Source organism: Acidobacteriota bacterium, assembly GCA_016208495.1.
In the GTDB taxonomy this organism is placed as follows: Bacteria; Acidobacteriota; Blastocatellia; order Chloracidobacteriales; family Chloracidobacteriaceae; genus JACQXX01.
The window spans coordinates 21,759-34,156 of sequence record JACQXX010000048.1 but is presented as its reverse complement, the minus strand read 5'-3'; the positions used below and the strand labels follow the sequence as shown (position 1 = coordinate 34,156).

Below are 12,398 nucleotides of genomic sequence, written 5' to 3'. Positions count from 1 at the left end.
AATGAATCCTGGGTCATTTGAAGCCACTATGGTGGTTCATCTTCATTGAGAGAACAAGTTTTTTTCTCCAGGAGGCGGTCAACCTTGATTGGAGCAAGGGGGAGTTGTTGCCCTGGCAACATTTCGCTACAATTCCGCCTCGTTTCTTTCATCGCCGCGTTCAATTCCAACTCAATTTTGAAAACCGCAGGAGAATTCGCCATCGTGAGAGTCCGCTCGCTTCTCATCCAGCATTGTCTCCGACCTGCTTTCCGGGCGATGTTTCACCCGTTTTTCCAAATTGAATTTTATGGCATTGAAAATATCCCCAAAACAGGACCGGTGATTTTGACGCCAAATCACGTGGCCTACCTGGATCCCTTCTGGATTGGATGCGGCGTGCCGCGAGTGCTCCACTACATGACCTGGAGCGAGGTCTTTCGGTACCCGTATCTGCGCCCGATGCTCTGGTTTTTTAACTGTTTTCCAGTGGACCAGGACACGCCGGTTGATAAATCAGCTTTTCGGCGGGCGCAGCAACTCCTTGCCGCCGGTGAAGCCCTCATGATCTTTCCCGAAGGGGGACGCTGCGTTTCAGGCACCATTGACGAATTCAAATCCGGCGCGTTTCGGCTGGCGATTCGAATGAAGGTGCCGGTTGTCCCGGTAACGCTCAGCGGTGCCCACGAAGTCTGGCCGATCAACCGGACATTGCCTCGACCGGGCAAGCTCCGGGTTTACTTTCACGAGCCACAGGTCTTTACGGCGCCACCCAAAGAAGTAAAGGTGAAATCGTATGAGGCCGCTCACCTTGTCCGCTCTAAAATCAGCACCCGGCTTGACCCGCAACGCCGCCCACGGGATGTGGTTTTGGAACCAGCCGCAGAATGACAGGGTGACAGGGTGACATCTGACAAGGTGACAAGATGACAAGGTGACAAGATGATGGTGTAAGCGCGTTAAAATGGTTTGGATTGCCGTGCCCACCAGGTCCTAAGAACCAAGAACCAAGAACCAAGCACCGACTGGAGAATTGAAACTCAGTGACTACTTTGCAACAAACCGACGAACGGTACGCCGACTTGATTGAAGCCGCCAAACTGGCACGCACTTTTGCCCGGGCCGATCATTCCTGTTTTAAGGTTGGTTCAGCTTTGCTGGGACAATCTGGGAAGATTTATACCGGATGTAACATCGAGACGGTAACGTTCACCTCCACTTGCGCCGAACGGGTTGCGTTGTTGAAAGCCATTTCCGAAGGCGAAAGTGAATATACCTGTATTGCCATTGTCGCCGATACCAACCGCTTAACGCCTCCGTGCGGCACCTGTCGCCAGCACCTGTGGGAGTTTTGTGGTGACATCCCGGTGATTCTGGCTAACCTGAATGGTGATCGCCTGTATTTTCAAATGAGTGCCCTGTTGCCGGTCCCATTTGACAAATCGCTCATTGCCGATCAGTGCAACACAAATGAATGAAGAATGAAAAAAACAGGGTTCAGGGTTCAGGGTTCAGGGTTTTCAAAGAAAAAAGGCAATTTTGAAATTATAAAGCATGCGGTGACAAGTAGAGTTTTCAAGCCCGAAGGATCGTTGTCAGGTAGCCGTGGTAAACCCTGAACCCTGAACCCTGAACCCTGAACCCTGAACCCTGAACCCTGAACCCTGAACCCTGAACCCTGAACCCTGAACCCTGAACCCTGAACCCTGAACCCTGAACCCTGAACCCTATAGTCTCCACTCTCTTGAAAGAAAGGAATCCGTGCCTGACGTGACTGACTCACATTTTTACAGCACCTGGGAAACAACACCTGTTCGCTGGGGAGATATGGACGCCTTTGGCCATATCAACCATGCTACCTACTTCACTTATCTGGAAACCGCACGGATGCAGTATTTCATCAAAATTGACCTTGACCGTCATTGCCGAAACCACGAGTTTGGACCGGTTGTGGCCAGCGCGACCTGCAATTTCCGCCGTCAGGTTCGGTTCCCGGCGACCTTGCAGGTAGGTGTTCGAACATCTGACATCCGTACGCGCAGCTTTGTGCTTGAATATGTGGTCTTGCAACAGGTCGGCAAACAGTTTGAGGTCGTTGCCGACGGCACCACCGCCGTGGTCTGGATTGACATCACCACCGGAAAAGCCGTCGCACTCCCTGAAGAATTGCAACAGGTAATACACCAATTAGAAGCCCAACGCACAGGCCCCGTCTCAACCGAAACCTGAATAAAGAATGAAGAAGGAAGAATGAAGAATTGAGTGCCGGCTGATTTTTCAGACCATAAGACGATTCATCACTTGAATGATTCAGTTCTGATCAGGTGTCAAAAGAACAACACTCTTGAACGGAGGTGGCATGAACACTCGTGTCCTGGTTCTGAACGCATCTTTCGAGCCGATTAATATTTGCACGGTTCGAAGAGCCGTGGTCTTAATTCTCAAAGGAGTAGCTCGAGTTGAGGAACACGCTGAACAGTACCTGCACTCGCCGACGGCTGCGGTGAAGGCGCCATCGGTGATCCGTCTGCTGGAATACATTCACATTCCATTTGAGCGAAAAAGCCTGTCCCGCCGCAATATTTTGCTCCGCGACCACAACCGCTGCCAGTATTGTGGCCATATCTTCCCGCCCATTGAATTGACCCTCGATCACGTAGTGCCTCGTTCCCGAGGCGGCGGCAGCACCTGGGATAATCTCGTCGCCTGCTGCCGAAGGTGCAATAATCGCAAGGGAAGCCGCACACCGGAGGAAGCCTCAATGAAGCTTCTGAAAAAACCACAGTCGTTCAACCTGCACGTCAATCGCCAGATTATCCGCTACCTGGGCAGCACTGACGAAGCCTGGCGCAAGTACCTCTATTTTTGAATGAAGAATGTGGTTGGTGGTTAGTGATACCAGTGAAGAGTTGAAAAAATGAGCGGATTTGAACCCGCGAAGCGGGTGGCAGGCTCGTAGCCCAGGGTGCAACCCTGGGAAAACGTTGCCTCCTCACCCCGCCCGGCCAGCCGCCGCCTACGGCGGCTGGCCGGGCGGGGAAAAGGTGGGAAATGACCCGAATTCCCAGGGCTCGAAGACTCGCCCTGGGCTACGAGCCGGCGCCCACTTCGTGGGCTGAGAACCAAAACCAATTCAACCCTTAATTGGCATCACTAACCACTAACCACCAACCACACTCTTCATCCGGTTTTCCATTCTTCCTATGAACATTCTTTTTAGCATTTGTGTTGGGGTTGCGCTGAGTGCCGCCTGTGGTTTTCGGGTATTTGTTCCGATGCTGGTGATGAGCATCGCCGCCAAAAGCGGTCAGTTAGGGTTAAATCCAGAGTTTCAATGGATTGGGACCTGGTATGCCTTGACGGCATTTGCCGTTGCAACTGGACTTGAAATTGCCGGGTACTACATCCCCTGGGTAGACAATATGTTGGACTGGATTATGACTCCCGTGGCGGTTATTGCCGGGATTTTGGCGAGTGCATCGTTAATGGTTGATGCCACACCGTTCTTCAAATGGTCGGTGGCGATTATCGCTGGCGGCGGCGCGGCGGGTGCCGTTCAGGGAACAACGGTTGTGCTGCGGGGCGCTTCGACGGCAACCACGGCGGGGTTGGGAAACCCGGCACTGGCCACGGTGGAATGGGTTGTCTCAACTGTGATTTCGATTCTGGCGGTTCTGATTCCAATAGCCATGCTGGCATTTTAGGATGCCAGTTTCAAAGAATTCTAACCCTCGAACCCTGAAAAGGTGACAGGTTGGCAAAGGGACAGGGAGAGCAAAAGGAAAAGGTGATTTTTTCATCTCTCATTCTTCATAGGCGATGAAGCAACGGGTTCCGCTCAAGATGAGTACCAGGAAACCGGCGGTTACGGCTCAAGTTGGATTAGCCTACCCTGAACCCTGAACCCTGAACCCTGAACCCTGGTGGTATGATATTTCCATCCGACTCCCTAAAACCCCTGAACTCCGAATTCGATTTGAGAAACCAGAGGCATCCTCGCTACACTGGGCCTGTTTCATCCAACCTCCGAACCATCCAACGCTGTATTCCGATCACATTTCATTCCGACTTTTTTTGAAAATCATGGCTTATCGTTGCTTGCTTGTTCTGGTGGCCCTTGGTGTCCTGGGGGGATCCACTTTTCTGAGTATTGATCCAGGGGAAGTCCTGGTTGCTGCCCAAACTGACCTTCGCGGACAGGCCCAGCGTGCCTTTGCCGATGGTGAAGCCGAGCGCCGAAAAGGGACTCAGGAATCCCTGATCAAATCTATTGAGCCGTATCAGGAGGCCCTTTCTGCCTACCGCAAGCTCAAAGACCAGCGTGGCGAGGCCCTTTCCATTTCAACGATTGGTCTGGTTTTTGCCCGCCTTGGGGCCAGTCAGCAGGCCATTGATGCCTATACCCAGGCGTTGGAACTGTGTCGAACACTCAAAGATAAACCCGGTGAAGCCCGCAACCTGATCGCGCTCAGCGATGCCTGTGACGACATTGGCGAGAAACAAAAGGCGATTGAAGCGCAGGCTGCCGCGCTCAAACTCTGGCGCGAGCAGCAAAACCAGTTTGGCGAGGCCACTTCACTGACCAGCATTGGATTACTCTATGCCCGGGTGGATCAGCCGAAAACCGCGCTCGATTTTTTTACCCTGGCGCTGACAAGCTGGCGGGCACAACAAAACCGTCAAGGCGAAGCCCGAACGTTGAGCTATCTGGCGGGAGTTTCGCACGCGCTGGATGACGTTCCCAAAACACTCGAACAATACACCGACGCCCTGTCAATTTTTCGAAGCATTGGCGATAAAGCCGGAGAAGCCCAGGTATTGACCAGCTTGAGCTGGCTTTATCGTGACCTGGGCGAACAAAACCGTGCCGGGGAACTGCTCACTCAAGCGCTTGTTGCTCGCAAAGCCGCCAGTGATCGCCCCGGAACGATTGACGCGCTGACCAAACTGGCGGTGCTGGCCTTTGAAAATCGGGATCGAGCGAAAAGTCTGAGCTATTTACAGGAAGCCTTCACACTGGCGAAAGAAAGTGGTGACGAATTACCCGTCCAGTTGTTGATCGGAACGGTGAAAGGTGCCAACGGAAACTTTCGCGAAGCTTCAGCCGATTTTACCAACGTCGCCCGAACGGCTGAGAAGCAGAAACGCCGCGACCTTCAGGCCCAGGCGCTGAGTTTGCTTGGGATAACCTGTTCGAATCTGGGTGAACTTCCAGCGGCGGCGCAGGCGCTGGAACAAAGTCAAACCGTGGTCAAGGAAACGGCGGACCGCGTGACGGAAGCCAGCACGCTTTTCTGGCTGGCGCAGGTCAAAATCAAGCAAAACCAGATCGAAGCCGCCAAACCGCTTTTGGAACAGGCGCTTGGAATGTATGAACGGCTGCCGGTTGATTTTGCCAAACCCGTATTTCAAAGCGTGTATGCACCGACGGCTCAGGATGTTTTTGAACTCTACATTGACGTCACGATGCAGCTTCACAAAGCGCGTCCGACGGTTGGCCTGGCCAGTCAGGCATTTGAAGCCAACGAGCGCCGCATCCAGCGCAACTGGCTGGAGTGGCTCGACCGCAGCCAGACCGAAGTCCGGCAAGGACTTGACCTGGCACTGGTTGATAAACTCAAAGCCGGACGTCGGAAATTGCGCGACAAACTCCACTATCAGCAACGGCTGGCGCTTGGGTATTCAAACCAGGAGCCAGCCATCAAAGTGGCGAATGAAATCACGCAGCTTGAAGCCGAACTCCGCGAAGTGGAAAGCCAGCTTCGGCAAAAATCACCTCGATTCGCGGCCATCAGCCAATCAGGAGTCGGAACACTCAAGGACATTCAGCAACAGCTTGGCGGAACCACTGCGGCGCTGCTTGAAATTGCATTGGGGCGCGAACGGTCCTATGGCTGGCTGGTAACGGCGACTTCGGTTGATACCGTGCAGCTTCCGTCCCGGTCGGAAATCACCGGGCTGGCCCGGCAATTTTTCGAGCAGGCGAGCAATCCAGCGGCTTCGCAAACGCCACAGTTTGGGCAAACCGGTGAGTCTCTTTCGCGAGCGGTGTTTGGGTCGCTGGGGGAGAAGTTGACCCCGCCTATCCTCGCTGTTGTGGCGGACGAATGCCTGGAATACCTTCCCTGGAGCGCGCTTCCCAAACCAGGTTCAACCGCGCCGTTGATTGCCGTTCACGAAATCGTCCAGTTGCCATCAGCTTCGGCGCTGGCCTGGTTGCAACAGATATCGGCCAATCGTCCGGCGGCCACCAAAGCCCTGGCCGTTTTGGCCGATCCTGTCTATGACCGGGCCGATTCACGGGCTGGAAAAGTGAAGGGCACCCCACCTGCCCAGCCAGCCGCCAACGGGCAGTTTCGGAGCGTCAGTTTTTACCGGGCAGTTCAGGCATTGCGCGAAGTTGGCTTGAGTGGGCCGCAACTGGCGGTGCCGCGGCTCCAAACCGCCAAGAACGAAGCCAAAACCATCCTCAACGTTGCGCCCGATGGTTCGCGAATTGGCTGGTCTGACCTGCAAGCCAGCCGTGACACGCTGTTAAACGCCGATCTTTCGCCATTTCGGGTGCTCCACTTTGCCACGCAAGGGATGGTGAGCACCGAACAGCCGACAACTTCGGGCGTGGTGCTTTCGATGGTCAATCCGGTGGGACAGGCGCAGAACGGGTTTGTGCTCGGGCCGGATTTCTTCAATCTCAAGTTGAATTCGGATCTGGTGGTGTTTGGGAATATGCGCACGAACCTGAACGCCCAGCCGCAGTCAGGAGGCATCCACGGATTGCACCGGGCGCTGGGCTACGCCGGAGCGCCCCGGTTGCTGGTCGGAATGTGGCCGGTGACAGATCGTGCGGCGACAACATTCTGGACCGCCTTTTATCGAAATCTTCTGGTTGAGAAACAGCGTCCGGCGGCGGCGCTGCGTGCTGCCCAATTGCAGGTGATGAAGGAAAAAAAATGGGCCTCGCCGTACTACTGGGCGGCTTTTGGAATGTGCGGAGATTTTCGGTAGAGTGAAGAAGAGGTTTAGAATTCAAATCAAAGTGATATTTCAGAAAGTCAATTCATATTCCATTGATTCGGACAATCTCTTTTATTTCAAAGAGTTCCACGTCAGGACTCTTTTGTTGCTGGCTGTCTTTGTACTTTGAATTCCATTTGAGGTTACCCGTTGAACCCATTCATCAAAATGTTTCAGATGGACGCGTGCTTTACTTATGCTCAGGTTGTAACGAGTACAAATTTCTTTTGAAGGGTAAATACCACCTAACTGTTTGTAGCCTTCTTCTGCAAACTCATCGCCAATCTGGCAGGAATCCCACCCATCATACAAGTGTGGATGGAATTGATGAACCCAGGCATGAATGAGTTCATGAAGTAAGGTAAAGGTCAGGAATCCAAACGTGCAATGAAAGCAAGGATGAAGTGTAATCTCTCCGTAACTATATGTCCCATTTGTGACTGTGACACCTGGCGGGTGATGGACTTCTTTATAAACTTTGACAAAAAGCTGTTGATGGTTACGGTACATTCCAATTTCATCAATCAACCCACCAGGCAAAATCCCGTTTAATCGAAGGGAGGTGGCCAGCGATGTCCAAACACCTCTTGAAATATGCCGGGAGCTTAAATTTTGAACGAGCATGTAGTTTAGTTTGACCTTTCCAAAGCTATAGTTTCTTAGATGAATATTTTTGTGAGTGCTGCAACTTGTTGCAGCTTTGTTACTCAGCGACTTGTCGCTGGAACCTTTAGCGAGACAGAGACTTAGTTGACCACGACAAGTCGTGGCGTGAGAAAGCGGTGACAAGTCACCGCACTCCAAAGAATTCTTTTTCTAAAAGACTTATAGATTGGTTGACTGTTTTATGGGAAATAGGCTGGGGTTAGTATTAACCTTGAAGAACCATTTTGATCAAGTAAATTTTTCCAGTGGCCGGAAACAAATCCAGGTGTCAGTTTTTCAAAACCATCTGGACTGGTAGTTCAAACCATTGTGCTGTGGGAAGCTCTGATGGTAAAACCAAAATCTGCTATTGGTTTCTTCTTTCGCCGATTGGCGGCTTGGGTTGGTGGGGGCTGGGTTACTGTTTCACGTGTAGGTTTTTAGTTTTGCACCGCGAAGCGTTGCCGTTCGGATAGCCGGTCGGTTGGCCGCTTTGGGCCTACCACCGGTCACGAATGCCGTTCCCATATCTTCCTTCGGCGTTGCTTGCCCGCGCCCTGCGGGGCGCGGGCAAGCAGCGCCGAAGGGTGAGGGAACCGAACGCTTTTTCCGGTGGTAGCTCCCTGCAACCGAGCAACCGACCGGCTATCCGAACGGCAGCCTTTCAGGATGCTCAATCCAAATCTTAACCGACCTCGTCCCACTCCCGAGACAATCAAAAACCTGCACGTGAAAGGGGCCCATCCGGGCGAAAACCAACCTTCCTGGAACGAAGTAAAGGACAAAGTCCTTGCTGAAATCTTTTATTATCACTTCCTGACACCAATCGGGCTTGCACCAAGGAATGAGGAAATGCTTTGCTTGATCTCAAAGATCGTTCAGCCTTAAATCAGTGGCTGGAATCGCAAAAACAAAACCCTCGCCGTATGCGAAGGCTAAACCATTGAAAAAACTGTATTTCCCTGAACCCTGAACCCTAAACGGTATTATATGACATCTATCAACTATACCTTTGTCACCCAATCCGACAACAAACTCCGCGAAGCTGAACTGATTCTGCGCCGTTCGCTCCAGCGGTGTGATCTGGACTTGCCGGAACTCCAGGCGGTGGATGTCGAAGATGTTGTGGTTCATAAGGCGCTCCATGCCTATCAAGCCATTGGCCGCAAACCTGTCCTGATTGAAGACACCGGGCTGTATTTCGAAGCGTTCAATGGACTTCCGGGCGCGCTCGTCAAATGGTTCTTAAAACGGGCTGAGGTTGAGGGCATGTGCCGGATGCTTGACCCATTTCCGACGCGCAAAGCCTGGGCCAAAACGATTGTCGCTGTGTATGATGGGCAATTAAGTCTATTTGTCGGGCGGGTTGACGGTCAAATTGCGCTCCATCCCAAAGGTGATCAAGGATTTGGCTGGGATGTGATTTTTATTCCCGACGGAGAAACCCGCACTTTTGGTGAAATGTCTCCCGAAGAAAAAATGCAGTACTCAATGCGCCGCCGTGCCTTTCAAGCCATGGCCGAATTTGAATCAATGCGCCGGGAAGAATGAAGAACCCTTTTAGTGGTTAGTGATTAGTGGTTAGTTCTGGGTTCTTCGAAGGTATTGGTTCCAAAGCACTAAGTACCAGGTACCAATCAATTTCTTCATTCCATCCCCTATCCCATAAACGCCAGGATAAGGATTTTAGGCCCGAAGGGTCGTCGTTTAATAGCCGTGGTGCGAAGCCCACGGTCTCGGCCAGATCGAGGTTCAAGTCCGGCAAGGGGGCATAAAAAAATGACAAACAGTTTATTTTTCCCTTATCCTGGCGCATATACCCTGAACCCTGAACCCTGAACCCTGATTGGTATTATCTATGCTGAAATCCGCTTTCAACCGGTCCAACTGGCCGATAGTGCCGACTTTATTGATTTTGGTGTTGCTCCTTGGGGGCAGCTTTAGCTTGACTGGATGCGCTCCGACACGTCAGCAGCCGGAACTCCCTGATTTGGAAGAACTTCAGGATCAGGAATGGGAAGACTCAGCCTATACCAGTGACCCTGAATCAGCCTATGAAGGCGATGAGGAATATGAAGAAGACATCCCGGAAAACGAGCGGATTCCATCCGCGACGTTGACCGTCTATCAATCTTTTGGCGGACGTCAAACCTATGTTTCGCTCTATGTGAGTTTTCCTCCGGAAAAGGCACCGTCGCTGGTTGAACCGTTTCAACAGGTGTTTGGCGGGAAAATCGGGAAGGTCCACGAACGAGTTCAAAAATACTCAATTCACCTTTCAGCCAGAGGCGATGCGCTCCTTCAGCGTTCGGGGTTGACCAATCAGTATCAACTCGACCTCAATCCGCTGGTGACTGCCTGCCGGGCGATCAAATTAAAAACCCTGAATGTCTACCTGAGCCACAAGCCAATCAGCTTTTCCGAGGCGAAGGGCCTCGACTTACGGCAAGTCAGCCCGTATCTCACGGCCTACCAGAAGGAGTTCAATCTGGAAGCTCCATCCGTATTCATTCCACCGATTCAGCTCCGGTATGGATACCAGAAATGGGATATTCTGAAAGTATTGATACCACTGGTGTTGCTGATCTTGCTGCCCATTGGGTTTGTGATCTGGTCACTTCGGAAAGCAAAACGTGTGACGGAGAATCTGCCGCGTGCCGGAGCTGAACTCCAACGCCTCGTCGAATGGACAATGGCCGGGTACTGGTTGATCTGGCTGTCAGTGATGGATTCCGTTATTGACCGAAATCTGATTTCCTTTCTGACCGGAAGACCCCGCAATGACACATTGATGGTCATCATCACTCTGGTTGGTCCGCCCTTGCTAGTGGAACTCGGTTGCAAGCTCCTGACTATTCCAGTTGTGAGCCGAATGCGACAGCTCCAGGCGAGTCGGCGTGAAGTCGTTACTTTGGCCATTGTAAAAAGCGTCTTCTCCTTTGTAACGTGGGCCGGACTTGGCATAACCATAAGTTCATTGATAGCACGGAAATTCCTCTGGGCGTTGATGGCCGTCAGCGGGACACTGGTGTTTTGGTTCATCGGTCAACTGGTCCTCAATAGTTTGAAGCGACTCAAACAGGTCATTCTCACCCCTGGAGATTTGCGCAACCGGGTTTTTGAACTGGCGACGCAGGCCGGAGTGAAGGTGAAAGAAATTTTCATCTTGAGTTCGCCCAAAGAGCCGCTCATCAACGCGTTTGCTGTTGCCGGCGGGAACGTTTTATTGAGCGAAGATCTGGTTTCCCGACTCAGCCGCCGCGAAGTTGATGCCATTGTCGCCCATGAACTTGGACACTTGAAACATAAACATCCCAACTATCTGGTTGCCGGGCTGATGCTGGCGGTGGTGGCTTCGGTCTTCATCGGGAGTTTTATCAAACTTTCGGGCCCGCTGGCCGGCGCGCAAGGGGTTGTCAGGCCAGCCGTATTGCTTGTTTGTTTGATGGGGTATTTTTATCTCTCACGGCGATTTGAATTTACGGCTGATGCTGAAGCGGTCGAATTGACCAAAGATCCTCAGGCCATGATTACCGCGCTCAAGGAAATCACCCGTCATAATCTGATGCCGCTGGATTGGAATCAATTCGGAGAAAAGCTCCTGACGCATCCTTCGACCCGCAAACGTGCTGAAGCGATTGCCTGGAAAGGCGGCATCCCGCGCGAACACTTGCAGGAATTGCTGGCTGAATCCAATCGAGAGCCAGAAAACCGGTATGAATTGCCAGAAGTCTTTCATGCCGACACGAATGAACCGGCCAACCTGATTTTTTCATCAAGCCTGCGCAGGCAAAAATCACGCCGGGTTTTATGGATTCAACTGGGGATGATTTGGGGATTGCCGATGTTGATAGGGGGCATTGTGACCTATCGGGATCTGGCCTGGACGTCGGTTTTCCCAATGTATCTGATCAGTTTGGTGGTGATTCCGCTTTGTTTCGGAGTTGCGCTCAACCGACTGGCCTTGATCGGGTATCCACACATGGCTCGGTTGCTGGCTCAACGATTCAACCAGGAAAACAATGAGTGGCACACATACAAGGGAACATTTGTTGGACTTTCTCCTTCGGCGGACCGGCAGATCTATGATGGGGACTATTCGTGGGACATCGGCTTTGTCTTTTTGACCGAAGACCGGTTGATTTATGCGGGAGAACGAACACGGTTTGCTCTCAGACGTGATCAAATCTTGGAAATCAAATTCCATCCGTCCCAATTTCCCTGGCATTCCTCCGATCCGGTTTATATCACCTGGCACGATCCGGAGCTGGATCAGGGAGGGACGTTTTCAGTAACCACACTCAATGCCAGCTCCTATATTGAAGTAAATCAAGCGTTAGCTCATTTTATTGCACAACTCACGCAATGGCATCAGTTACCTGCATCTGCCACACAAAGCTCAGAATTGTTCCCTGATCTTGAATGTCCACAAATAGCACCGGTTGTCGGCCTGAAAGCCACTCAGATTGAACCCCGCGGAGTGATTGCGATTCTTGCCCTGAATTTTCTTCTGATGCTGGTGGTGTGTTACCCGACTGGTTTGGATTTTCTAGGTGAAACCAATGCGGCTGGATGGTTTGTCGTGCTGGCATCCAGCCTGTGCTGGCTGACGCTTTTCGTTCCGATTTTGATTTCAAACCGAAGGAAGCAAAGTCGCGAAAGAGCAAAATAGCGAAATAGTGAATCTCCGGTGTGGAAAGATTGGTTTTCGCCTGGATAGGCGCCGGATAATAGCCGGTGTGGAAGTCTGCTTTGAGGCG

General features: G+C 52.0%; 10 protein-coding genes. 9 read left to right on the top strand and 1 reads right to left on the bottom strand.

Annotation, left to right across the window (positions count from 1 at the left end; genetic code table 11):
* Nucleotides 1–204 precede the first annotated feature (204 nt).
* The 7 genes from HY774_08195 (at nucleotide 205) to HY774_08165 (ending at nucleotide 6,984) form a co-directional block, all read left to right on the top strand.
* A complete protein-coding gene (locus tag HY774_08195; GenBank protein ID MBI4748457.1) occupies nucleotides 205–870 on the top strand; it encodes a 1-acyl-sn-glycerol-3-phosphate acyltransferase in 666 nt (221 codons plus the stop codon).
* A gap of 152 nt (nucleotides 871–1,022) precedes the next feature.
* Entirely contained in the window at nucleotides 1,023–1,457 is a 435-nt protein-coding gene (locus tag HY774_08190; GenBank protein ID MBI4748456.1) for a cytidine deaminase, read from the top strand.
* A gap of 292 nt (nucleotides 1,458–1,749) precedes the next feature.
* Nucleotides 1,750–2,208, top strand: a complete 459-nt coding sequence (locus HY774_08185) for an acyl-CoA thioesterase (protein MBI4748455.1) — start codon at nucleotides 1,750–1,752, stop codon at nucleotides 2,206–2,208.
* Nucleotides 2,209–2,338: 130 nt separating this feature from the next.
* Entirely contained in the window at nucleotides 2,339–2,848 is a 510-nt protein-coding gene (locus HY774_08180; GenBank protein MBI4748454.1) for an HNH endonuclease, read from the top strand.
* Between the two features lie 58 nt (nucleotides 2,849–2,906).
* Nucleotides 2,907–3,098: a hypothetical protein gene (locus HY774_08175; protein ID MBI4748453.1), complete on the top strand. Its 192-nt coding sequence runs from the start codon at nucleotides 2,907–2,909 to the stop codon at nucleotides 3,096–3,098.
* 84 nt (nucleotides 3,099–3,182) lie between these two features.
* Nucleotides 3,183–3,683 carry a DUF4126 domain-containing protein gene (locus tag HY774_08170; protein MBI4748452.1) on the top strand — a complete coding sequence of 167 codons (501 nt, stop codon included), beginning with the start codon at nucleotides 3,183–3,185 and terminating at the stop codon, nucleotides 3,681–3,683.
* A 379-nt stretch (nucleotides 3,684–4,062) separates the two neighbouring features.
* Nucleotides 4,063–6,984, top strand: a complete 2,922-nt coding sequence (locus HY774_08165; protein ID MBI4748451.1) for a CHAT domain-containing protein — start codon at nucleotides 4,063–4,065, stop codon at nucleotides 6,982–6,984.
* 81 nt (nucleotides 6,985–7,065) lie between these two features.
* Here HY774_08165 and HY774_08160 read toward each other — a convergent pair whose 3' ends face one another.
* Complete coding sequence (locus HY774_08160; GenBank protein MBI4748450.1) at nucleotides 7,066–7,782, bottom strand: hypothetical protein; 717 nt, start codon at nucleotides 7,780–7,782, stop codon at nucleotides 7,066–7,068.
* A gap of 846 nt (nucleotides 7,783–8,628) precedes the next feature.
* Between HY774_08160 and HY774_08155 the strand changes: the two genes are divergently transcribed.
* On the top strand, nucleotides 8,629–9,189 hold the full coding sequence (locus tag HY774_08155; GenBank protein ID MBI4748449.1) for a non-canonical purine NTP pyrophosphatase: 561 nt from the start codon (nucleotides 8,629–8,631) through the stop codon (nucleotides 9,187–9,189).
* Between the two features lie 307 nt (nucleotides 9,190–9,496).
* Nucleotides 9,497–12,310: a M48 family metalloprotease gene (locus tag HY774_08150; GenBank protein MBI4748448.1), complete on the top strand. Its 2,814-nt coding sequence runs from the start codon at nucleotides 9,497–9,499 to the stop codon at nucleotides 12,308–12,310.
* Nucleotides 12,311–12,398 lie beyond the last annotated feature (88 nt).